This is a genomic window from Legionella gresilensis (genome assembly GCF_900639865.1).
In the GTDB taxonomy this organism is placed as follows: Bacteria; Pseudomonadota; Gammaproteobacteria; order Legionellales; family Legionellaceae; genus Legionella_C; species Legionella_C gresilensis.
This window is the reverse complement of the sequence record NZ_CAAAHX010000005.1, coordinates 286,337-309,891: the sequence shown is the minus strand read 5'-3', so window position 1 is coordinate 309,891 and position 23,555 is coordinate 286,337. Positions and strand designations below refer to the sequence as shown.

The following is a 23,555-nucleotide window of genomic DNA, read 5'->3' as shown; positions in this document are numbered from 1 at the left end:
CACACTTAATATTCATTATAACAACCATAAGTTTGCATTTTTCAAAGATGAGCCCTTTATCAGAAATTGTTTTACGTCATTAAGGAGAATATTGCACTAATTCACGTAAAACAGTTGTCGCATAAGAACCTGCCGGTAAGGTAAAGGATAATTCAGCAATATTACCTAAAAAGTGATATTGCAGATTTTGAGGATGTAAAATATTGGCACGCCAGGCTTCCTCTAATCCCTGTTGTATTAATCCTGCTAACCAAGGTTGCCACTTTTGATATACTTCATTTATAAATAATAACGCATCATCAGCAACTATGTTTTTATTTTTTCCGGGTAGAGGGCTGGCAGGTGAGAGGTCTTTTTCTTTTATGCGTTGTAATATCGTTTCTTCTATATTCTCAAGGGTAAAAATACTTTTAGAGCCACTTAATTGCATTACATCGCCTTTAATGGGTATATTCCAGTTACCTTGGGCAACGCGCTTAGAAAGAATTAAATTATAAAGCCATGAGCGTGCGGCCGAGCAATACATGCCTCTTAAAAATCGGTCTTTAATTTTACGATTTTCTACCAAGATGTCTTTCGCTTTGAATAGATTTCCAGCATCACGGCCAAAGCGTTGTTCGCCAAAGTAATTAGGAACACCCATTATTTTAATTTGTTCACTGCGTTGTTTAAATTGCTCTGGTTCAGTTAAATTTTTTAATCTGATATTAAAATGATTGCCAGTTAGAAACCCTGGTTTTAATTTTTTAATATGGCGCGTGGTTTCAATAACTTTCCAACCTGGTGCTTGTAGTGTTTCAATACCAGGAATTATTTCACCTGGTGTATGAATACTTAGCCATTGGATAGTTAATGCTTGGCGATCTTTTAAGCCTGCGTAGCTAATTTGCTTTATTGGCTTATTAATTAAGCGGCTTAAAGATTTCACAACTTCTTCTGTTGTTAATCCCCGTTTTTCAATCTTTAATAAGGTGTGTTCGCCTGCACCGCTAAATTCTTCATTAAAATACTCAATAACTTGAAAATCCTCTGGCTCAAGCTTAAATTGAGCGCTAGATTGAGGTTTACCATAAGCATAAGACCAGTTGAGATCGTACATAAATCTTTCTATTTGCAGCAAAAATGAGAAGTATACCGTGTTTTATTCCTTGCATATAGTTAATGATAATAAGCACCTATAAAAAAGGATTTTTTCAAATTTAATTTGTGTTATTTAAGCTATCAATTCTTTGCAAAAATAGTACTATAAAATAAATAATAAATTTTAATAAATGAGCTATGCTATCTTTTAGGAAGAATAAAAATTTTTTATCACATTAGGAATAGTGGGGGCGCTTATTTCAAATTCAACGTTTGCAGGAAAGGGTCGCGGCGATTATCACGTCCTTTATCATGGTCAATCGATTGATGATTTGGTGATAAAGTATATGGAAGATAATAATATTCCTGGCCTATCTTTAGCGATTGTTCAAGCACCTTATATTACCAGGGTGGTTGGCTATGGCATCGCTGATACACAAAGTCAGCAACTGGTTTCATCAAATACCGTATTTAATGTTGGTGAAATAACTAATGTTGTGACTGCAATTGCAATCATGCAGCTTAAAGAAGAAGGTAAGCTTAAACTTGAGGATTCGATTACTAAATACCTTCCATCCTCTGTAGGAGTAGTCTCGCAGTGGAATGCTATTACGATTCAAGATTTAATCACGCATAGTTCTGGATTACCTAGTTATATAGATGAGCCTAGCTTTGATTTTGCTAAAGATTATACACCCACAGAAATTATAAATATAATTAAAGATAAACCCTTATTATTTAATCCAGGAACACAAGCTTATAAAAGTAGCACCAATTATTATCTACTTGGCCTTATTATTGAAAATATAAGTGGCATGAGCTATCAAGAATACGTAACTAAAAAGCAGATTGAGCCTTTAGGTCTTAAACACACTTATTTTATCGCCAATAAAAATGCTATTAAAAACGAATTTAGCGCTGAGAATAGCTCGTATAAACATAGTCAATTTTTACATGTCGCTGAATTAATTAACCCAACTGAATTAGCAAATGGCTATTCACAAGAGAGCAGTGGAAGTTTAGTTGCTATCAAATCAACAAGTTGGAGTGCTTCTTTTGCCAATAGTGGGCTTATTGCATCAAGTGCTGATATTAGCACCTGGGATATAGGCTTAGCAGGCGATATTTTAGTTAAAGATGCCAAAGATAGAGCTTTCCTATTTAGTCCCATTACTTTAAAAAATGGAAAAACAATACCAGGCAATACAGGCTGGTTATTTCCAGGACGAAAAGGATTAATGGAAATAAAAGGAAACGTGCCCGGCTACTCTTCTTTTCTTAGCCGATTTACGGCAGCTGATGAATTATTGTGTGTTACCTTGCTAGCCAATAAAGGTGATTTACCTGATTTAGATATTTTAGGACGCAAAATCGCTGGTGCTTTTGATGCTCGCTTAGCAGCACCCGTGACTGCACCCTGGGTAGAAACTATACAAAGTCCTTATCCTGTTAAGGAAACGATGGAACGTGTTGCTACTTTAGTTAAAGCGCAAGGGGGTAAGGTATTTGCGCATATCGACCATAGTGGCGAAGCTCAACATGTAGGTCAAAAACTACCGATGACTGAAGTATTAATTATTGGTAATCCTGCTAAAGGAACTGCCATGATGCAAGCGATCCCGGCAATCGCTATTGATTTACCTCTACGTGTGATGGCGACGATAGATGAAGCGGGCCAAGTATGGTTAAGTTTCACTGATCCAGTAGCTTTAGCTAAAGAATATACAGGTGATGCTAAACAAGCTCAATTATACAAGCCTATTGCCATGGCAATGCGTAAACTCTGCCAAAGAGCAGTTTCACCTTATACCATTAACTGAACGCTAAATTAAATTTGAAAATTATTTATAGCTCTTATGCTCAAATTGTAAAGAGAATTTTTGATTGCTACTTAACTTTAATTTGTAATGAGAGCTCTATTGAGTTGCCATAAACTTTAAGAACGTGCTTAATTATATTTTTAAATTATTTAATTAAGCGCTTTTTCCTTTAAAATTATAGTCAGAGCCATTATTAGAATGAGAAAAAATTACTTTTTATTTGGTAGTATTTTATGCTTCTGTTTGTTTTTTCTTCTGGCGTTAACCGTTTTTTACCAATCGTCATATTTATCTATGGATAAAGAGGTCTACTTATTTATTGATAAAATACAAAGTTCTTTTATTTTTTACGCTAGTAATTTTATATCTTTATTTGGAAATAAATACATTATTATTCCTACGTTTACTGTAGTAAGTATTATTTTGTATTTAAAACAACAAAAACGCTTGGCCATCCACTTATTTGGCCTGATATTTATTGCAACAATACTTGCTTCAATATTAAAGATTACCATTGCCTACCCAAGGCCGAGTGCGTTGCCTGATCAGATAACTTATGCCTTTCCTAGTCGTCATTCAACATTATGTTCAGCTTACGTCACTTTTTTATTAGCACTACTTGTTCCTAAAACCAAACATACTTGGTTTATTTTAACGTTAGCATTTATTTTTGTTTTACTGGAATTAGCTTCTCGCCTATTTCTTAAAGTTCATTGGTTATCAGATGTGATAGGGGGCTTGCTACTTGGTAGTGCTTGCAGTTTTTTAGGTGTTTATAGTTTTTATCGAAAGCCTGAGCCTATTTCTAACCCCAGATTTTTATTATTGACCTTATTATTAACCTTTATAATATTTAGCGCGGTTTTTTTAGTTTTAAATTTCTTTAAGCCTACCTATTTTTAAAAAAACCATCCTTTTATTATCTGCGACAGCGACACCATAAGGTTTAAACGTATTTTAAAATTTTTAGAGTTTTATTAATAAATTAAGCTAAACTAGTTTAAAAAAAAATGAATCTAAAATGCAGAATTTACTATTAACCCATTAATTTAATAATAACTTATTAAATGGTAAATCTATCTTCACTTAGGTTACCCATTGTACCGTTAATTTTATCTAGTAAACGACCAAAAGCTTATACTTCGTCAATCTATTTATAAGTTATAAATTTTTACCCCTTGTTCGTCAAATCCTTGACTGCTTGATATTTAAATATTTATAACGACACATATTAAATTATTTTTATATTTTGCAGATATTAACATTTAAAAGTTAGTAGAAGTTTTTCAGGCACCTGTTTTAGAGATAAAAGTAGTTATATGATTATCTGGGTCTTCAGTTAAAGATGAGCTCTCATATAATTTACGAATAGATTGGGCTTCTTCCTTTGCGTGCTCAATAGCTAAGTCAAGCTCAAGGTAATCTAAATGTAATAAGTTTTGTAGTCGTTGCTCAGCCTGCGTAAAGCTTCTAAGTTTTCCGCCACTTGCATCAGCTAAGTTTTGTCCTTGATAAGCATTATTAATCATCGGCGCTGATATAGTCTCAAGTCTTTTAGCTATATTGATAGACTTAAAGGCTTCTAGGCGCAAATTAACCGTTTGTAACACTTGTTGCTCTTGAAAAGGAATTAGTTCCTGATATACATTAGCTAATAAAAGATAGCCGGGCGCTAAATAAATCTGCGCAGCTAACCTTGCATAATGCAGCATTTTCACAACAATAAATTCATTGAATTCCTCTTTTAATAAATTTACACCGATGCTACATAATTCATTAATAGCAAAGTAACAGCCAAGTTCAGCAGAATCCATTAGATAATTTTCTATAAGATACAAGTGTTGCCCTTTATTGCAGGCATCACTTGTTAACTTTCTGTAATTCTCATAAAGGAAATATCCTTTAATTAAATCGAAACATGAGGAAACAGTAGGCATAGGCAAGTATTCATGCAAGGGTTTATTATTTTTCTCCGCATCTTCACGTGGATTTAAACCACATAGCCGCCAGACGTTAGTCCAGTATTCAGCTAATTGAGGTAGTTTGCATATTTGATCAATGCATGCATCACTAAGAGCGAGTTTTATTAAGCTGCCGGTATCAGCTCTCTTAATTAACTCAATTAAGAAGGTTTCCTTGTGAACTTTATAATAATGTAAAATCTTATTTTTTAGTTCTTCTTCCTTTTTATCGAGTTGTAGCACCGTCTCTTTTTCTATCGATTTCTCGTTGGCCATGGTAACTACCTTCGTTGACAATAATGAACTTGTCATGAAGGTAGTATTTTAACAAGAAAACCGCAGATTTTAAACTTTTAAGTCTAGACTGGACTCTTGAATCTCCGCACTTGTAGAGATTGCAACTTTCTCTTTCTTATTACTTGTAGTACTAACTGATGATACAAGTACGCCTGCATTAGCTGTTCGTCTTTCTGAACCAAGCCAAGATAGTATGGGCATTGACTGCCGATGTTTTGCTCTAGCTTGACTTGGTGATAATGCTTTTTTAACTAGATGTGCATGTCCATGTATTTCAATGATATTATCTAATTTATGTTTAATTAATAATTCTTTAATTTGCTGATGACTAGCGCCTGCCGGAGCACTTGCCTGTCTTGCATTTAAAAGATCTTGCACAAAATTTAAAGCAATCATTTTTGAGATGTTGATATCTTCAAGAAATTTAACGATAAGATTTTTGCAATCCATATTAGCATTAATATTATCTATCTTTTGTCCCTGCAGGAAGTTATATCGTTTAATTTGAGCTCTAGATGGTGGCATCGAGCCCGGTCCAACATCACCACCAATATTTTCAGATTTCAACCAGCTCCAAGTAGCTGACATATATTCTTTTTCCCGAATAGCCATCGCAGCTGCACCGAAAAATAAAACTCTTTTATCCCCAGAGCTTACATTTAACACCATCTCACTCTCATGATCAAAAAGAAGCGCTAATTCATTTTCAATTTCCATACAGATAGAGCGCATATGGCTATTATCTTGACCTACTGAATAAATAAATTGATCGCAATCAATTGTAAAAGTTTGAGAAGTTAAATTATTATCGGTATTTTCTTGTGGGTTTTTAAAAGTTAAAGTTAACCTTCCATCGGTATTTTCTTGTATGCTTTGTAAGGTACCACAACGTAATTCTTTACGCTCTTTGGCATTAGCAAGCGCGGTAGTAGCAAGTGTTCCTGTACCAGCCTTATTAAAATTTGTGGCTACCCAGTAAACTTGATTGCGTTGGTACTCCTTCATAAATTGGCGTTCTTGCGTATGGAGATCATTACCGAAAAATCCTTTGCGATAACATGCCGCTGCTGTACCGCCACCACCAAAGATGACTATCGTTTTACCTGTTTTCTTTTCTTCTTTTCCGGTTAAAATGAAGTCATTACCATCAATAATCGGTGTAAACTCTCTTTGTTTATCAAATTGATTTAATTTGAGGAAATCTTCTTTTTTAAGAAAAGTATCGGCAATAATATTTTTTGCAGGCCCAAGTCCTGTGCAAATATTTATTTCTTGTGCATAAACTTTCTTTGTTCCATTTGCAGTTTGAATGATTAAACGATATGGATAGTCAGAAACTTGCCAATCTTCTTGATGATTAGACTGCTTTTCAAGTTTTAATACGGATGCTTGTAATAAAGGTGCCTCTGTAAGAGCAAGGTTTACTTGATTTGCTTGATAAACATGGCGTCCATTTGCATGGGGATTTTTTTCATAGTAATGGCTTCCTACATAAGCTGATGGGTTTTCTATACCTGTTGCTCTTTCCAGGATACTATGACGCTGTGCGAGTGTATAGTTATGGTGCCAACTGCCCGCATCTTCAGCAATCATTAATACAGGTGGTATTTTTTTGTCAGCTAAGTATGCAAGTGTTTTCCCATGTTGATCTTTAAATTTCTCAAGCCATAATGTTGTGCCAGTATCGCCTGCCCCAAAAATTATTTGAGGTACGATTAAGGTTTCTTCTTCCTTAATTAAAGTTTGCATATTTTTATTTATTATTTTTTTAATATTTTGTGCTTTGGTAAGTCGGTCATAACTTTTAGTAACATTTGATAAATCATCATTTAAAGGAATATTAGAATTAGATGCAGCCTGAAGACGGGCCTGTTTAAGCGTTGTATCAAATGTCAGCACTTGCTGCTCATTTAACTTAATATTAAAAGCAAGTGAAGCGCTATAAATTTTTATTGCTTGTTTAAGTATGGCAATACATTCTTCTTTTGTATAATAACGTTTAAATATCTCTGGGTTTTGATCGATTTGTTTAATTAAAACATCAAATTTTTTAGCCAAATCAGCAGAATTTTGAATCCTACAAAATAGAAGACATGAGCAAATATAATTTAATTCAAATTGTTTAATATCTTTTGGTAAATTAGCCATAATATTCACTAACCTTTATGTGTTCTTATGACTAAAAATATTACTATGTGAAAATTAGACGTTCATTAAGTGTTCTCATAAAATTTATGCGTTTTAACTAAAAAAATTTTATATATAGGCTAAGGAAATTTTTAGTAGCGCCAATAGTTAATAAATAATAATTTCTTAAAAAAAATAGAAATAATAACTACTTAGGCATAAAATTTATTGATACCAATTGAGTTGCCTCTATTTAATTTAAAGCTAGCGGTTCTAAAGGGGCTACTTTAACTTCTTTTTCTTCTATCACAGCATTAACAATTTTTAATTCCTGTATGTAGGCTCTAAATTCAACAGTAAGTCTGTTAAGGCTTTGCGTTAAATCTGCTTTTTGACGTTCGAGCTTACGTAATTTTTCTTGCAGGCTAAGCTGAGTATAATCAAATACATATGCAACACCTTGTTGGGCTAAAAGTCGTTCTGCTGGATTTCCAGGTAAATTATCTAATACGTTCTGTCGGTATCTTCGAGCTTGTTCTTGATAGGCTTTATCCTCTTTTATTTGTAACTGAATAGTAGTAATTTTTTGATCAATGGAAGTGATTTGGTTATAAACTTCATTTTTCTGGCTACCAATCACTTCAAAAAAGTCACCGTAGCGATGATTAAGGTCTTTCAATTCTTGTAGTGATTTTTTTTGACATAGGTTTCTTAACTGTTCTGGATTCAGATAGCGAAAAAGCATAAATTTCTCTAATTACATTAATAAATGCGCACCATGATACTATTTATGCAAATAAAATTAAATGTTAAAGGTCTAAGTCTTAGTCTTAAATTCCAATAAACTCAAAAGTAATACCTGCATAATTATCTTTAAAGTTATGGCTGCGTTCTGAATAGAAGTAAGTTGGTGTTATACGTAATAATTTATAGTTGAAGTTAAATCCTGCACCTATGCGATAACCTGTTCTGCCAATAAGTAGTTGTGGTAGAGGGATTAGAGCAAGATTTGGATCAATTAAACGTCGACTATAATTTCGACTAGCTAATTGAATTAATCCACCACTTACAAAGGGCGAGAAATACTCATTAACTTGATAATATAAGCGAGCGTTTTCTAAGAAAGTACCTATTCTAGATGTTAGTGCTGGTACAATTGTGTTTTGATTAGGGTAAATTACATTGTAAGTGCGTTGATGGAAATTACTATAAAAATAAGTTAAATCACCTTGTAGATAAAATCGTTGATAAGTATAACCAAAAAAGGTACGGATCCCAGCTAAGCTATTAGTGCCGCTGTATTGTGAGTAGCCTGGTAAGGGACTAAGAGTATTACCATAAACAATATTATCTAGTTTGAATTTATTTTGGCCATAACTAGCAAACACATCGATAAAGAAAGGTGAAAAGACTTGCCTCATAACATGTATATAAAGTCCATTATCCTCTATAGAAAGTGAACTCTGACTTAAATTAACATTTAAATGTGACCACGTTGTATTATTTGTCCTAATATTAAAAAAATTAAAACCAGCAAGGTAATTACCAAAATTAAGATCATCACCACCAACTGCGATATACCTATTGTGGCCAGAATAATTATTAAAAAGAGCGCCTTTATGCGATGTAAATTTAAAATCATCATAGGCTGTATTAACAATAGCTCTGGGTCTTATATATTGTTGTTTTAAAGGTTCAATCATTTCATATTGAACTTGATTATCAGGACTCTTATTTTCTGCATATACAAAAGCAGATAAGAGCAGCATAAATAGAAAAATAGTACGTGTCATCATATTCCTTCCACAGCTAGTTTAATTACTTTTAAATTGACTAAAAATCTCATTTTGCCTTACCAAAATAAACTTAGGGTATAGTTCCACAATTATTAATATCCAAAACTGCTGTACTTGGCGGCGGCGGTGGAGGCGGTGGAGGCGGTGGAGGAGGTGGCGGTGGTGGTGGAGGCGGTGCCGGGGGCAGTGGACTTACTTTTAAACTGCTTGTTACTATAACTTCTGCCGCGGTAGTTGTGTTAACATTATCTTGAGTTATGGTTGTTTCTGTTAAAACAGAACGCTCGGGATTTTGTTTTTGTAAATCAGTAAAAGCCCTATAACCTTCTGCAGGTGTGTCTTGACGGCAAGCTATCAAAGAAAAAATTAAAATTAAAAGATAAATCCTAAGAAACCAACGGCCAGTCATTAACAATTCCCTATGTATAAAAAACACTTTAATATAAATCAATATTTGATAACAGACAATCTAATCTAGTAATAAGCTTACAATGGCATTGACTGAATAACTTTTTATAAGTATTGTTGACGCCTTGACATGGCGTTTTTATTTAGGAATGAAATGATGGATAAAGTATTTTTAACACTTAAAGTCTTTGCTACGTTTCTTTTTCTATGGCTTATTTCAAATCAAGCGAATGCAAATAATGAGATAACTAGTCAAGCTACATTGCAAATTAGCCGAGTATCTAGTTTAAGCCCAATTACTTGCCATAATTCTATAGCACTTTGTCATATTACTTTAAATACCTTTTTGGAAAATAGCGGTTTTGTCGAGATTGTTAATTTATCGAATATTACAGCTACAAATGTCAGAGCAGTTTTCCACCTAGTATCGATATAATTAATGAAAGCCTCTGTCCTGCTATTGCTCCCAGTGAAACATGCCGCTTGGAATTTGGTCCAGCATTTTCTGCTCATCCCACTACGCCTATTCCTATTGTTGGTGATAACACAAATACCATCTATTTTGAATTAGAAGTTATTGCAGTGCCACCTACTATTATGAAGAAATATTAACTTTTTATGTAATTGATGCAGCAAATACGTTAGTTTGAATAACAAAAAATATGTTTTTAATATAACTGATTTTCGGAGGCTTTCATTTATTTATAATCAATAAGTAAGTCAAAAAATAATATTAATTTTATAGCAATTTGAAATAATTTTACTTAACTGCTGAATCTATAGTTTTATTCTTGGAAGTAGCATGTACGCCTACAGAAACTTTAAAGAAATCTCTTGTGGTTGCATCTTCTAAATATCATTTTACTCAACTTATTTTCAGAGCTAACATAATTAGCTTATTTAATCTTTATTAATGTATTAAGCAACCAAGGATAGATGCATGCGTGGTACCTTAAGGATGAGTGTTTATTTTATATTTTGGATGCTGCTATCCTGTCAGGTCTCTTTACCACCATATCAACAAACTCGAGCTCTAAAATCAATACCAAATATAGAAGGCGAGATTAAAGCACAAGAAAAGAGTCCAGTAATAAAATCAGGTGATTGGCCAAGTAAATATTGGTGGTTGGTTTATAATTCACCAGAACTTAGTGCCTTAATGTTAGAAGCACTTTGTAACAATCCTTCTATTCATGAAGTGAAAAGCAAAATGAAGGCTGCTCGGCAAGAGGCATTAGTAACACGGTCTAAATTATTTCCGCTCGTTTTTTTCGATTTTAAAGAAAATTTGCAATATGTTAGTAAAAACGGCTTATTTCGGGCCCTTAATCGTCACTTTCCACGCCATGCTGATTTGATTGATTTATCTCTTTCATTCCGCTATGAATTTGATTTTTGGGGAAAAAATCATAATTTATTAGCGGCTGCTATTGGTAGAGCAAAAGCTGAACGTGCTGAAGTTGCGCAAGTGCAATTGTTAACTACAACTGCACTTGCGCAGGCTTATTTTGCTTATAAGGTTAATTTAATTAAACGGCAACTTTACCGTCAATTAGTGTCAGTAAGACAAAATATTGTCACGCTGCAAAATAAGCTACTTCGTAATGCATTAGCGAGCGATTTGCCAACGTATACAATCGCTGAAAATTTATCCGAGGCAAAACAATTATTAGCTGATATTGAAAATGAGGTTGCTACAAATCGCCATCTAATTAATATTTTAGCAGGGAGAAATCCTGAAGCAGCTTTGTCTATAACTAGCAAATTAGCTCACTTGCCCAAAAAATTAATCATACCTCAAACAATTTCTATCGACTTAATTGCTAGGCGTCCTGATTTAATGGCACAGATTTGGCGGGCCAAGGCCCTAGCTTATCAAACAGGCGCAGCGATGGCTGATTATTATCCTGATGTAAATCTTGTTGGTTTAGTTGGTTTAGAAAGTGCAGGTTGGGAAAAATTATTGCGTGCCTCAAGCTTTACAGCCGCACTTAGGCCAGCAATCCACTTACCTATTTTTACCGCTGGTTCAATAAGGGCGAACATTAGAGCGAATAAAGCACAATTTGATGCAGCTATTTTTGCTTATAATAATTTATTATTACGCAGTACTCAGGAAATACTTGATATTTTAGCCTTTGCAAAATCAGTTTATCAACGACAGCTTGAGCAAACGCGTATTCTTAATTTGGCAGAAGAACGTTATAGAATAGTAGTAAAACGCGAAAGAAATGGTTTAGATAATGGCATGGAGGTTTATAGGCAGCAGGAAGATGTAATTGAAAAAAAATTAATGAATCTCACGATTCTTTATAATCAATATTTAGCTTCAATTAAGTTAACTAAAGCGCTTGGTGGAGGTTATTGTCAAGCAGTTGTGCCACTGGTAAGACAATCATGAACAATGAACAACATATTAATGCAAAGAGATATAATATTATCCTACTAATGATTCTAATTTTAGCCATAGTTCTCTTCTTCGTCTGGTTGCTTTTTTGGCATAGCGAAGAATATACAAATGATGCTTATGTTCAAGGTAATCAAGTTTTTATTAAACCACTTAGAAGTGGTTTTGTGACAGGTATCCACAGCGATGAAACTTATTTAGTCAAAAAAGGCCAGCTCCTTGTACAACTGAATCAAACTGACGCAACAATTGCACTGGAGAAAGCCAAAGCAAATCTTGCCTATGCAGTACGGCAAGTTTGTCAAGCTTTTCATGAAGTATTTCAAATACAAGAAGATATTAATATTCGTAAAGCCCAACTATTAAAAGCACGGCAAAATTTTAAACATCGAGCTGGCGTTATACAAGATAAGGGCGTCTCATTAGAAGATTATCAAAATGCAGCTGATGATTTAAAAGCGAGTTTAGCTGCATTAAAAAGTACGGAAAATAATTATCAAAGAGCCCTAGCTTTCATTCAAAGTAGCTCCATAGTTAATCATCCTATAATACGAAAAGCCGAGCAAGAAGTTCGAGATGCATGGGTGCAACTGTATCGCTCTAATATTTATGCACCTGTCGAGGGGCTAATTGCTCAGCGTACAATTCAAGTGGGCATGGCTGTTAATCCGACTGATGTTTTAATGGCAATTATTCCTCTTAATCAAATTTGGGTAAATGCTAATTTTAAAGAAACACAATTAAAACGAATGCGTATAGGGCAATCTGTCAGAATCACCTCTGATTTATATGGGCGTGATATTGTTTTTCATGGACGTATAGTAGGTTTGTCAGGTGGTGCAGGTAATGCATTTTCTTTATTACCGCCCGAAAATTTATCGGGAAATTGGATTAAAATAGTTCAAAGGTTACCTGTTCGAATTGCTTTAGAGGCAGAAGAGATAAGGAAGTATCCCTTACGCATAGGGTTGTCTTTAGAAGTGAGAGTGGATCTTTCAAAACAAGGACTTCTTATTCCTACATCCTATAATGGTCCAAACTATGGGACTGATATTTTTGTAAGCGAGGAAGTGGGTAGTAAACGATTAATTCATGAAATTATTGTTGCTAACCTAGATCCTACCTTAAAACGGTATGCTTACAAAGCGCCTGATTTAAAGCCTTTGCAACGAGACGCTTAAATGCATTTATTTATCTTTATTTTTACGCTGGCTTTAGTAATTTTTAATTTAACGCTACCTATTATGGCGGGGATTTATATCGTTAGTGATTTAGGCGGCAGTACGTTTATTAGCTTTTATAGTGTTAGTTTTTTTTGTCTTGGTAATACCTTAAGCACACCTTTAGGTAAACCAAATGCAATGAAATTAAGTCCCATAAAATTTTATCTTCTCTGTCTTGTTTTGATGCTTCTTTTTTCTTGGCTCTGCGCTACAGCAACAAGTTATTTTAATTTTATCTTATTCCGATTTTTAGAAGGTGTAGCGTCAGGACCTTTATATTTATTGATTACACTTGTTTTGATACCAAAAGTTTTTTCTTCTGAACGGCAGGCAAAATTATTGCCTTATCTCTTTATTTGTTTTTCATTTACACCGGTACTTGGCGCGAGTTGGGGAGCCTGGGTTGCTTATGCTCATCATTGGCGGTTTCTATTTTTTACCAATATACCTATTTGTTTAATATTGATGATATTAGTAGCTATAAGTTTGCGACATTTAGATGAAAGGCCACAAGAAGTTTATTTTAATAAAATTAATTTTTTTCTTTATAGTATTAGTATCATTTGTATCGGCACGGCTTTAATGGTTGGCCAAGAACTAGATTGGTTTCGTTCTAATTTAATCAATGTTTTACTTATTATTGGAGGCGTAAGCACACTACTTTTTATTTTTAATAGTCTTAATTCTGCTTACAGCGTGATTAATTTACACCTTTTTAAAAACTTCTTTTTTACGTTTGCCATGTTAAACATTGGGATTCTCTTTGGCATGTATTATGGTATGGTGATTTTACTGGGGTTATGGTTAAAGCTGTATGTCAATTATACACCTAATTGGATTGCTTTAATTATTATCACTATGGCTTTTGGCGCTTGGATACCTCTTTTTCTTGATTATAAACGAACCGATCCACGTCTGCCGCTAGCAATTGCCTTACTCTTTTTTACTATTTCTTTTTTTTATACCGCTACATTTAATAGCGAAGTAAATTTTAATCGTATCGCTTTTTCTCGTATTCTTGCCGGTCTTGGGTTAGCGCTTTTCTTACCACCTTTATTTAAGCTTCCGGCGCAAACTTTCTCAGCCGAAAAAACCAAAGAGGCAGTGAACTGTTTTCATATTATACGACTATATAGTAGCGGCCTCGGTACTGCCTTATTTGTTACCTTATGGCAACGTCGACAAGTATTTTATTATGAACGTTTAGGGAGCAAATTAACACTTTTTTCACAACAGGTTTCTTATTATTTAACGAAAGCTAGCCAATTTAATTTAAAGGGTAAAGCTGCTTTAGCGGAGTTAAACAGTGCTTTATTAAGGCGAGCTACTGCTTTAGCGCTAGATGATTGTTTTTACCTAATGGCTTGGCTAAGTGTCATTCTAATTACAATTTTACTTATTACTTTTTATCCACCGTTACGACTTAGTCCACAGGTAACTCATCACAAACCTAGCTTATAAAAAAATAGTAGTTAGCGCTTAGGACATAAAAAGCAATCTTGAGTGTGATCATTGACTATACCAACAGCTTGCATATAAGCATATATAATAGTAGAGCCGACAAAGCTCATACCACGTTTTTTTAAATCTTTAGATAATGCATCAGATTCTATTGTATGTGCAGGAATATCGTTAAGTATTTTAGGGCGATTAACTTTAGGTTTGTTTCCAATGTATGACCAAACATAGGTATCAAACGACTTAAATTCTTTTTGGATAGCAATAAATACAGACGCATTTTGGCGAACAGAAAAGACTTTTAGACGATTGCGAATAATATCGCCAGTCGCTAATATTTTTTCAAGTTCATCATCACTCATGCAAGCAACTATCACTGGATCAAAATTTTTAAAAGCACGACGATAACCTTCGCGTCGCTTAAGAATGGTATACCAACTTAAGCCAGCTTGCGCTCCTTCAAGCGCTAACATTTCAAAGTGCTTGATATCATCATGTACAGGCACTCCCCATTCTTTATCATGATAGAGTTGATAATCTGGTTTATTTTCAGGCGACCATGCGCAGCGTTTAATCATAATTGGTAATTAAATAAGTTAACTATTTAAAATTAAATAAGCAGGTTTTGTTATAAAAAGTAATTTTTCCTAGCCTATCAAATTCCAAGAAGGGGTTAAATTTTAATTTATTTCTAATCGAAGTCCTCATTCTATCACTATACTTTTATATAAAATAAAATTTCAAAAAATGATAGCTGCATTTAAATATGGAAATAATATATGCACCCTAGTTTACCTCTCGTAACAACGTTAGCAACAGCCCTGGGTTTTGCCGTTATTATGGGATTTATAGCAGTTAAATTGAAATTACCTTCATTAGTAGGTTATTTAGTAGCTGGCATGATGATTGGCCCATTTACCCCGGGTTTTGTTGCCAATTCAGCCATTGCTGCTGAATTTGCCGAGATTGGGGTCATGTTATTGATGTTTGGCGTTGGCTTGCATTTCTCTGTAGATAATTTATTAGAGACAAGAAAAATTGCTCTTCCAGGCGCCATAATTCAAATTGCTGTTGCCACAATACTTGGTGCAAGCTTAGCTAGTTTTTGGGGTTGGACATTAAGTGGCGCATTAGTATTTGGTTTAGCACTTTCTGTTGCTAGTACGGTTGTTCTAATTAGGGCGCTTGAGTCGCAAAACATGTTAGAAACAACGAAGGGGCAGATTGCTGTAGGTTGGCTAATTGTAGAGGATCTAGCCATGATTTTAGCCTTAGTTTTTTTACCTTTTATAGCGCAGGTGGCAGGTGTTGGACCCCAAAACAATACCAACAGCTCTTTAGTTCTTGTTTTAAGTTTGGCGCTATTAAAAATTTCTGCATTTGTTATTGGAATGTTTTTAATAGGCCGTTGGGCACTACCTAAATTACTTTGGCAGGTTACTCGTACTGGTTCAAGAGAGCTTTTCACTTTATGTGTTATTGCAGCAGCTGTTAGTATAGCGTTTGTCGCAGCTAAACTATTTGATATATCGTTTGCCTTAGGCGCTTTTTTTGCTGGTATGATTATTAGAGAGTCTAGGTTTAGCCAGCGAGCGGCTGAGGATTCTCTTCCTTTTCGAGATGCATTTGCTGTCTTATTTTTTGTATCAGTAGGCATGCTTGTTAACCCGCATGTATTTCTTGATCAGCCTTTACAAATCTTAATTGTGGTGGTGATTATTGTTATTGGTAAATCGATTGCTGCAGCTTTATTGGTTTTAAGTTTTCACTATCCTTTAAATACCGCATTAACGATAGCCGCAAGTTTAGCGCAAATCGGTGAGTTCTCATTTATCTTAGCAAGTCAAGGCGTTTTGTTAAAATTATTACCACCAGAAGGACAAGGTATGATACTTGCTGGCGCATTAATTTCAATTACCTTAAATCCTTTTTTATTTAAAGCAATCTTGCCTCTTACAGTATGGGTAAAAACAAAATTTCCCTATCTGCAGGCTTTTGAATCCAAGAAAGCGCCCTTAATGCTACCTACTTTAGAACCTGATAAGCATTTATCCAAACATATTATTCTAGTTGGTTATGGTAAGGTTGGTAAGAAAATTGCTGCGTCATTTCGTGAAAAAAATATTCCTTATATTGTCATTGATCAAAATCGCGAATTGATTGAGTCTTTACAGAAAAAGAAAATAGCAGCAGTGCCTGGTGATGCAACAAATCCAACAACGCTTATACGAGCTAATGTGGCACATGCGGAGATGCTAGTTGGCGCCTCCTCTGATACGTTTAATATGCGACAGATATTACATCTAGCTAAAGAGATTAATCCTAATATTATATTGGTGGCTCGTGTAGAGAGCGAAGAGGAAAAAAATTTATTAATGGGGGAAATACAAGGCGCATTCTTTTTAAGTGAGGAGGAGCTTGCTAAAAACATGAGTAAGCATATTTTAACGCTATTTCACTTAAATCATTAGCCTTCTATTAGTTTAAAACTAGATAAACTTATTCTAAAAATTACTTCTTGAGGATTAGTTAGCTGCCCTTAAATGAGCCATAATATGGCTAAATAATGAGTCGCAGCGTTTGTTTTCAAATTGCCAATAAGTATAGAGAGCAGAGTTATCCATGGTTTTACTAGGTAACACATAAGAGAAAAGTGAAAATACAACTGGATCAATTGTGCTATATTTATTAGCTAATACTAACTGCCCTAAAATTAAATCAAGAGGCGCACTTAAAAATACTTTTTGTTTACTGTCTTCAATAAATAATTCAATAACTACGGCGAATTGTCTTTCACTTCCCTTTAAGACTTTAGTAATGATTTGCAAGTAATGATTAAGCTTCACTAGGGTTAATTTTTTTGTTCCAATACTGCTTTGCATTAAAAACCGATCAACCCTGGTTTTATTAAAGAGAAATTGGTATAAAGAGACTATCTGTTGTTGACTTGCTTGACCTGAGCCATAGGTGGAAATACCAATAGGCCAGCCGGGTTTTTGTTGTTTAAGTAATTGAGTTAAGCTGTTTAAATAGGTTTCTAAGAGCTTCCTACGACTTTCACTTTGCCAACTTAAGTCATCAATTTCATCCGTTATATACCAACCTATTACAGTATCATTGTCCGGATCAGCTGTTTCAATAAGGTTAACTAAAAAAGGCAATAAGGCTTGCTGTTTTCGATAGTTTATATCTAAAAAACGTCTAAGCTCTTCATCTCTTTTGTTAAGCACTTGCCAAAATTGTTCATCATAATTTAAACCCATGCTGATTTTTAAATGTTCTTTTTTCGCAGCCCTTATTATCTTAAATAAAACTGTATCAGAAGGCTGATTAATTAAAGGAATGACAGGATAAAAGACTAAATTATTATAAGAACTCCATTGAAGGATAATATGGTTAATACCTAAATTATGCGCTTGTTTAAATAGTGTAAGCCACGCTTGGCTAGAGAAACTCTGATGGTCTTCATAGAGCTGTAAGAAACTCGTTTTAACGTTAGTAAGTGGACAGGTCGCTAATAAAGCATCTTCAACTTGTAACCATAATCCCTTATATAGCAAAAAGAATAAGAAATAAGCTTTCAATACGTTCCTCGCACGGTAGCCCTATTAATCTACAAAGAAGAAACACTTAATATAAAAAATTAAGGAAAAGTAAACTCTTTAAAAGCAAATTTATTGAAGAAAAAATTTTTGTAACGCTCTCAATTATAATTGTTTTATTAGTATGAAAAGTCAATAGAAGGAAACAAAGCGGAGATAGCGGTAGCTTATTTGATGATAATAGGATAAGGAAAGTAGATAGAGAGCTAAGTTTAAAAAAGCAGGAGAAACCATAAATAAATCTAACTTGTACGTTAATTGGATTCATTAGGTTAATAGACTAGCTACTTTAGTTTAACGATTTCATTTACTGCCAAATTTTTTCTGCAGTAAGTTTACTCTTGGCAAGATTATAAATACCATCTTTAAAATGGCTCACATGTTGTTTCTTTTTTAAAGAATCTTCGCCAAATATAATAAATTCGCGAATAGCCTTCTGCTTGTTATCCGCAAATTTAATTAAAACTTTGTTTGCTGAGAAATGAATTAGCTGGTTAATAGTAATCTCAACGTTTCCTTTTAACAGCGTTCCTTGCTTATCAGGTAGATTTACAATCGAATTTGCTGAATAGTTAATAGTTGAAGAAGAACTAGCTGCTTTTTCAGAATGAGAATCAGCAAAAGCTTCACTAAAAATAATAGTGAATAATGTAATTCCTAAAAAATAGTTTTTTAAATTGGTAAGTCTTAACATAATAAACTCTTAATCATAATTATTTGATGAGTTTTAGTAGAAAACCCATTGAATTTTCTCTGTAGATATTAAAGACTAATATGCGTAAGCACAATATATTTTGCACAATAAATAATTTTAATGCGGCAAAATGGAGCACAGTTTAATGCTTCTACTACAAGTATTGTTAACAAAAATTTTAAGCATTTATTAAAAGGAGAGAGTAAATGTCTAAGCGTGCCGATTTTAGCTTAATGTCTTGGCCACAGAAAATCCAAGCAGTTAAAAATATACCGCATGATGTAGTCGTACTTGATTTAGATTTAGATGATTTTGGTGCTACGTCTGGCGCTGATTTAGCTGAAATTTTTGCTGCAATTCCAAGTACAGTCAAGACACTAGATTTAACTTTAAATCAAATGATTAAACACTCTGGTGATGAATTGGCGCAAGCGTTTATAGCTATTCCACATACCGTAACTACATTAGGTTTATTTTTTAAAAGTTATTGTGAAAGTTTAGGTAAGGATTTATCTCAGGCATTAATAACGCTGCCTTCTACTATTCGTTATCTTAATTTGAGCCATAATAATTTTGGCAGTGAGTCTATTGTAGATATATTGCAAGTGGTTAAAGTGCTACCGGCCCAATTGGTTTCACTTAATTTAAGCGCAAATAATTTGCAGGCAAAAACTACGGCTGAGTTATCTGCAATAATTCAAGCTATCTCTAATACCATAAAGTCAATTGATTTAACCGCTAATGACCTCTTTACTTTTAAATCATTACAACAACGAGATGAATTATTACATGCTCTCGCACCTTATGAACAAAATGGTCGTCTTAATCTAGCTCATAATGGTGAAGCAGCTTTTTTAAGGGTTTTATTACCTGTATGTTCAATGCTTATTCAGCATAAATTGCCCTTAGAGATTGCTTGCAATATCTTAGTAAACTTACTACCGGAAAAAGAAAATATTTCAAATAGAGCGAGGGTTGATGAACAAATAGGTAGAATTTTTCCTAATCAAACTATTCAGCAATTCGTGGAAAGTCATAAGTTAGATTTAGAAAGAATGATGATTATTAATACGGCTAAATATGGGATTAAAAATTATTTAGCTTGGGCTGCAGATAAAACGAATATTGCTAAGTCTCGTGGTTACGAAAGCTTTTTTACACGGTTAGGGCATGGGCAAGTAGGTTGTGATACAGCAAAAAATTTACGTATAAACTTAGAAAATTGCCTAACACCGAATGAGGCAATTACAATTGTTAATGATTTTTTAGACCAGCCTAGTACACGGTTTTATACCAATTCATTGGCCTGTTTTCTTCTTGATGAATTAATTAAACTACCTGAGTCGCCATGGAAAAATACCAGACGTTATCCACAATATCAACCTATTAAAACTATAGAATTTACAAGTGAGTTAGCTAAATTTTGATGAAAGGATTATATCAATATGGACAATTTCCATGCAGGACTTTTAATCATCCAACACGGTATTTCTATTTGCGGCGTACTTGTTATTTTAATCGGTGTATTAATAGCATTAGGTCGCTATATTTATTATGCGCTTTCTTCACTAGTGAAGAAAGCGCCAACATTTGATATTAATTACATCCGTTTAAGTTTAGGGCGAGTGCTTACCTTAGGTTTAGAGTTTATTGTCGCTGCAGATTTAATTAGTACAACGACTGCGCCTGACTATTACACCGTTGGTATCGTCGCTATTATTGTTTTAATTCGAACTGTCTTAAGTTATACCTTAAATCGAGAAATAAATGCTATTAGTCAATTAGAGGAAAAATCAATGAAAGGTTTGTAGTTTATTAAGTCTATGTTTTATAAAAGTGCTTTTATTTTGTTGACTATTAGGAATCTATCTTTGTATTACCTTTCATTCTAACTTGCAAAATAGATTCCCGCCTACGCGGGAATCCATACTAATATCAAGCTTCTATCTTGGAATCATGAAACTAAATCAAATAATAGGAATTCTGCGTCCTCTAAACAAACAATAACGATAGTATTCTCGTTAGTGATTGCTGCACCATCACCGGCGATTAATAAATGATTGTTTAAAGTAATTTTTCCTTTAATTAGTTGCAGCCAACCTGCTCTATGACTAAGAAAAGTATATTTAAGCGAGTAATTAGACTCAAAATAAGCAGTAAAAAGATTAACATCTTGCTGAATTTTAATAGCAGTCGTTGTTCCTGCTGGAGAGCCAATTAAAATTAATTTATTTTTTTCTTGCGTAATGATTTTCTGTTCATAACTAGGTGTTAATTGTTTTTGTTCAGGAATGATCCAAATTTGGAGAAAATGTAAATTTTCTGTTGTTGATAGGTTATATTCACTATGTTCTACACCCGTTCCCGCTGACATTTTTTGAATCTCGCCTGCTTTTATAAGCGAGCCATTTCCCATGCTGTCTTTATGTTCTAGCGTACCTGAAATAACATAAGAAATAATTTCCATATTATGATGGGGATGCTTTCCAAACCCATAACCAGGTTTAACTGTATCTTCATTGATAACACGTAAATGGCCAAATCCCATAAATTTTGGATCGTAATAACTGCCGAATGAAAAGGTATGGTAACTATCAAGCCAGCCAAGCTGACTATGCCCACGCTTATTACTTTTATAAGTAGTAATCATATATCTTTCATCAAAGGAAATAATGTTAGTTTAGCAAAGACTCAAGTTAATCGTTGTTATCTTGGTGGATAAGTTAGAGTATCATTAGCGAAAATAGTAATTTTTTCAAATCGGTTATCATTTTTAGCAAATTGAAAGATTACCATAAACGTTGCTGAAACAGGCTCACCAGTCGTTTTAATGCCTGTTGAACCAATTTCTAACGCATAAAAATCTTTATTATTCGTTTTAAAAAACATAAGTTCTTTCATTTCTAATTTTACAAATTTCTCTACAAAAGCAGGGAAAAAATCGACTACTTTAACTTCGCCTTGATGTCTTGAGATCACTATACCTTCTTGTATAAATAGTTCGATAGCGCCATCAGCATCTAGTTGATTGAGTTTGCTTAAATAAGTCTGAATAATTTGATGTCGCTGCTTTGTATCATTAACTAGTACGCTTTGTGCATGTAATGTAGAAGCTAAGGTGAGAATAAAAATGATAACTAGTTTACGCATAAATATTGGCTTCCTTGTCAATGATTTAAATTACAGCTAGATTTTAAATGATTGATTTAAGCATCAAAATATAGGTAAAGCAAAGGAAAATTTTATTGATTAGCCGAAAGTAATTAATATAAAAAGGATCTGCTATGAGCAAAGAAAAAAATATTATTTAGTTATTACAGGGCTTTTAATTCTTTCTATAGCAATATCTCTTTCTTTATTATTGTTACCACCTATCCCACCGCCCTTAAGCTACCATGATTTTGCTGATAAACGCATGTTTATATCTATTCCTAATTTTTTCAATGTCATTTCAAACCTATTATTTATTATTGTGGGCATAATCGGCTTGGCTGCTCTCTTTGATAATAAGGAGCGGATTAAGTTTTTTAGTTCTGAAGTTATATGGCCTTATGTCGGTTTATTTCTTGGTACTATTCTTACCGGCATTGGTTCTGCTTATTATCATTGGGCGCCAAATAACGCTTCTCTATTATGGGATAGGTTGCCTATGGGAATTATTTTTATGTCATTTTTTAGTGCCTTTATTATAGAGAGGGTAAATAGATGGGTCGGCGTTTATTTATTATTGCCTGCTATTTTAATTGCAATGCTTTGTACGATTCATTGGGAAATAAGTGAGCAATTGGGACAGGGAGATCTACGTTTATATAGCTGGTCACAAGGCTATCCGATTCTCATGATCGCATTAATTTTCATTTTGTTTGAATCTTTTTATAAGGGTGAGATTTATTTAATAAGTGTGTTTGTCTTATTTGGATTAGCTAAGCTTACAGAAATCTTAGATAAACAAATTTATACGTGGTCTGGAGATTTAATAAGTGGCCACACTTTAAAACATGTGTTAGCTGCTGGAGCAATCTTTTTAATCATGCAATATTTAAAATATCGAAAAATTAGTTTTACAGGAAGTATTTATCCTAAGCCGTCAGTAAGGCAGATAAAAGACTAAAAGTTAATTGGTTTATTTTTTGTAATTATTTACAAACAATATTCTAATCTCTAAACTGATTTAAGGATATTGACTAAAAAGATTGGCTATGACCGCCCTAACAAAAATAAAAAATAATATTGAATCCTCTGTTGAAATTGAAATTCTAGCAAAATTAGATGCATTACCAAGTAAAATTTCATCCCAAAAATTTGCATTATATGGCAGTAAAGTTGCAGCAGGTTTTCCTTCGCCGGCAGATGATTATTTGGAATCTTCTTTAGATTTAAATGAATACTTGATTAAGCATCCAGCTGCAACATTTATGGTTAGAGCACAAGGTGACTCTATGAAAGATGCAGGTATACAAAATGGTGATTTGCTAATTGTTGATAGAAGTATTGAAGCAACGCATGGCAAAGTGGTTATTGCGGCTTTAAATGGCGAACTAACAGTTAAGAGATTATCATGTCGTAATGGCCGTGTATGTTTAATTCCCGCCAATTCAAGCTATTCGCCTATTGATATTACAGAAGAAACAGCATTGGTGATTTGGGGTGTAGTTACGCATGTTATTCATCAAACATTATAA

Annotated in this window: 23 protein-coding genes; 12 read left to right on the top strand and 11 right to left on the bottom strand. The window is 33.8% G+C overall.

What is annotated here, in order from left to right:
* Positions 1-79: 79 nt before the first annotated feature.
* On the bottom strand, positions 80-1,099 hold the full coding sequence (truD, locus tag E1P04_RS08330; protein WP_131782454.1) for a tRNA pseudouridine(13) synthase TruD: 1,020 nt from the start codon (positions 1,097-1,099) through the stop codon (positions 80-82).
* Positions 1,100-1,325: 226 nt separating this feature from the next.
* Here truD and E1P04_RS08325 point away from each other — a divergent pair, with 226 nt between their 5' ends.
* A complete protein-coding gene (locus E1P04_RS08325; protein ID WP_242604411.1) occupies positions 1,326-2,900 on the top strand; it encodes a serine hydrolase in 1,575 nt (524 codons plus the stop codon).
* Positions 2,901-3,098: 198 nt separating this feature from the next.
* Positions 3,099-3,803 carry a phosphatase PAP2 family protein gene (locus tag E1P04_RS08320; RefSeq protein WP_131782452.1) on the top strand — a complete coding sequence of 235 codons (705 nt, stop codon included), beginning with the start codon at positions 3,099-3,101 and terminating at the stop codon, positions 3,801-3,803.
* Positions 3,804-4,186: 383 nt separating this feature from the next.
* Here E1P04_RS08320 and E1P04_RS08315 read toward each other — a convergent pair whose 3' ends face one another.
* The 5 genes from E1P04_RS08315 to E1P04_RS08295 form a co-directional block, all read right to left on the bottom strand.
* Positions 4,187-5,137 (bottom strand): DUF5630 domain-containing protein, encoded by a 951-nt coding sequence (locus tag E1P04_RS08315; RefSeq protein WP_131782451.1) that lies wholly within the window; start codon positions 5,135-5,137, stop codon positions 4,187-4,189.
* Positions 5,138-5,206: 69 nt separating this feature from the next.
* A complete protein-coding gene (locus E1P04_RS08310) occupies positions 5,207-7,306 on the bottom strand; it encodes a hypothetical protein (RefSeq protein ID WP_131782450.1) in 2,100 nt (699 codons plus the stop codon).
* Between the two features lie 232 nt (positions 7,307-7,538).
* The gene (locus E1P04_RS08305) at positions 7,539-8,030 is read right to left on the bottom strand and encodes a hypothetical protein (protein ID WP_131782449.1); all 492 of its coding nucleotides are present in this window, start codon (positions 8,028-8,030) and stop codon (positions 7,539-7,541) included.
* A gap of 85 nt (positions 8,031-8,115) precedes the next feature.
* Positions 8,116-9,081, bottom strand: a complete 966-nt coding sequence (locus tag E1P04_RS08300) for a hypothetical protein (protein ID WP_131782448.1) — start codon at positions 9,079-9,081, stop codon at positions 8,116-8,118.
* A 70-nt stretch (positions 9,082-9,151) separates the two neighbouring features.
* On the bottom strand, positions 9,152-9,490 hold the full coding sequence (locus E1P04_RS08295; protein WP_131782447.1) for a hypothetical protein: 339 nt from the start codon (positions 9,488-9,490) through the stop codon (positions 9,152-9,154).
* Positions 9,491-9,643: 153 nt separating this feature from the next.
* Here E1P04_RS08295 and E1P04_RS08290 point away from each other — a divergent pair, with 153 nt between their 5' ends.
* The 5 genes from E1P04_RS08290 to E1P04_RS08275 all read left to right on the top strand — a co-directional run bounded on the left by E1P04_RS08290 (position 9,644) and on the right by E1P04_RS08275 (position 14,580).
* The gene (locus E1P04_RS08290; protein ID WP_131782446.1) at positions 9,644-9,925 is read left to right on the top strand and encodes a hypothetical protein; all 282 of its coding nucleotides are present in this window, start codon (positions 9,644-9,646) and stop codon (positions 9,923-9,925) included.
* 47 nt (positions 9,926-9,972) lie between these two features.
* Positions 9,973-10,101, top strand: a complete 129-nt coding sequence (locus E1P04_RS18225) for a hypothetical protein (protein ID WP_282433105.1) — start codon at positions 9,973-9,975, stop codon at positions 10,099-10,101.
* 328 nt (positions 10,102-10,429) lie between these two features.
* Positions 10,430-11,890, top strand: a complete 1,461-nt coding sequence (locus tag E1P04_RS08285; protein ID WP_131782445.1) for an efflux transporter outer membrane subunit — start codon at positions 10,430-10,432, stop codon at positions 11,888-11,890.
* A complete protein-coding gene (locus tag E1P04_RS08280) occupies positions 11,887-13,077 on the top strand; it encodes an HlyD/EmrA/EmrK family protein (protein WP_131782444.1) in 1,191 nt (396 codons plus the stop codon). Before E1P04_RS08285 ends, E1P04_RS08280 begins: the two co-directional genes overlap by 4 nt.
* The gene (locus E1P04_RS08275) at positions 13,078-14,580 is read left to right on the top strand and encodes an MFS transporter (protein WP_131782443.1); all 1,503 of its coding nucleotides are present in this window, start codon (positions 13,078-13,080) and stop codon (positions 14,578-14,580) included. It abuts the gene before it with no gap.
* 11 nt (positions 14,581-14,591) lie between these two features.
* On the opposite strand, the gene E1P04_RS08270 is transcribed toward E1P04_RS08275, so the two are convergent.
* On the bottom strand, positions 14,592-15,155 hold the full coding sequence (locus tag E1P04_RS08270; protein ID WP_131782442.1) for a DNA-3-methyladenine glycosylase I: 564 nt from the start codon (positions 15,153-15,155) through the stop codon (positions 14,592-14,594).
* Positions 15,156-15,356: 201 nt separating this feature from the next.
* Here E1P04_RS08270 and E1P04_RS08265 point away from each other — a divergent pair, with 201 nt between their 5' ends.
* Positions 15,357-17,048: a cation:proton antiporter gene (locus tag E1P04_RS08265; RefSeq protein ID WP_131782441.1), complete on the top strand. Its 1,692-nt coding sequence runs from the start codon at positions 15,357-15,359 to the stop codon at positions 17,046-17,048.
* A gap of 54 nt (positions 17,049-17,102) precedes the next feature.
* Here the strand turns inward: E1P04_RS08265 and E1P04_RS08260 are convergent, their stop codons facing one another.
* Positions 17,103-18,161, bottom strand: a complete 1,059-nt coding sequence (locus E1P04_RS08260; protein ID WP_131782440.1) for a DUF4434 domain-containing protein — start codon at positions 18,159-18,161, stop codon at positions 17,103-17,105.
* A 325-nt stretch (positions 18,162-18,486) separates the two neighbouring features.
* A complete protein-coding gene (locus E1P04_RS08255) occupies positions 18,487-18,873 on the bottom strand; it encodes a hypothetical protein (protein ID WP_131782439.1) in 387 nt (128 codons plus the stop codon).
* 206 nt (positions 18,874-19,079) lie between these two features.
* Between E1P04_RS08255 and E1P04_RS08250 the strand changes: the two genes are divergently transcribed.
* Both E1P04_RS08250 and E1P04_RS08245 read left to right on the top strand, forming a co-directional pair.
* On the top strand, positions 19,080-20,300 hold the full coding sequence (locus E1P04_RS08250) for a leucine-rich repeat domain-containing protein (protein WP_131782438.1): 1,221 nt from the start codon (positions 19,080-19,082) through the stop codon (positions 20,298-20,300).
* Positions 20,301-20,318: 18 nt separating this feature from the next.
* Positions 20,319-20,684, top strand: coding sequence for a DUF1622 domain-containing protein (locus tag E1P04_RS08245; RefSeq protein WP_242604410.1), 366 nt, complete (start codon positions 20,319-20,321; stop codon positions 20,682-20,684).
* Positions 20,685-20,827: 143 nt separating this feature from the next.
* Here E1P04_RS08245 and E1P04_RS08240 read toward each other — a convergent pair whose 3' ends face one another.
* Both E1P04_RS08240 and E1P04_RS08235 read right to left on the bottom strand, forming a co-directional pair.
* On the bottom strand, positions 20,828-21,523 hold the full coding sequence (locus E1P04_RS08240; protein WP_131782436.1) for a pirin family protein: 696 nt from the start codon (positions 21,521-21,523) through the stop codon (positions 20,828-20,830).
* Between the two features lie 56 nt (positions 21,524-21,579).
* The gene (locus E1P04_RS08235) at positions 21,580-22,023 is read right to left on the bottom strand and encodes a hypothetical protein (protein WP_131782435.1); all 444 of its coding nucleotides are present in this window, start codon (positions 22,021-22,023) and stop codon (positions 21,580-21,582) included.
* A 265-nt stretch (positions 22,024-22,288) separates the two neighbouring features.
* Here E1P04_RS08235 and E1P04_RS08230 point away from each other — a divergent pair, with 265 nt between their 5' ends.
* Both E1P04_RS08230 and E1P04_RS08225 read left to right on the top strand, forming a co-directional pair.
* Positions 22,289-22,984, top strand: a complete 696-nt coding sequence (locus E1P04_RS08230) for a ceramidase domain-containing protein (RefSeq protein WP_131782434.1) — start codon at positions 22,289-22,291, stop codon at positions 22,982-22,984.
* 88 nt (positions 22,985-23,072) lie between these two features.
* On the top strand, positions 23,073-23,555 hold the full coding sequence (locus E1P04_RS08225) for a LexA family protein (protein WP_131782433.1): 483 nt from the start codon (positions 23,073-23,075) through the stop codon (positions 23,553-23,555).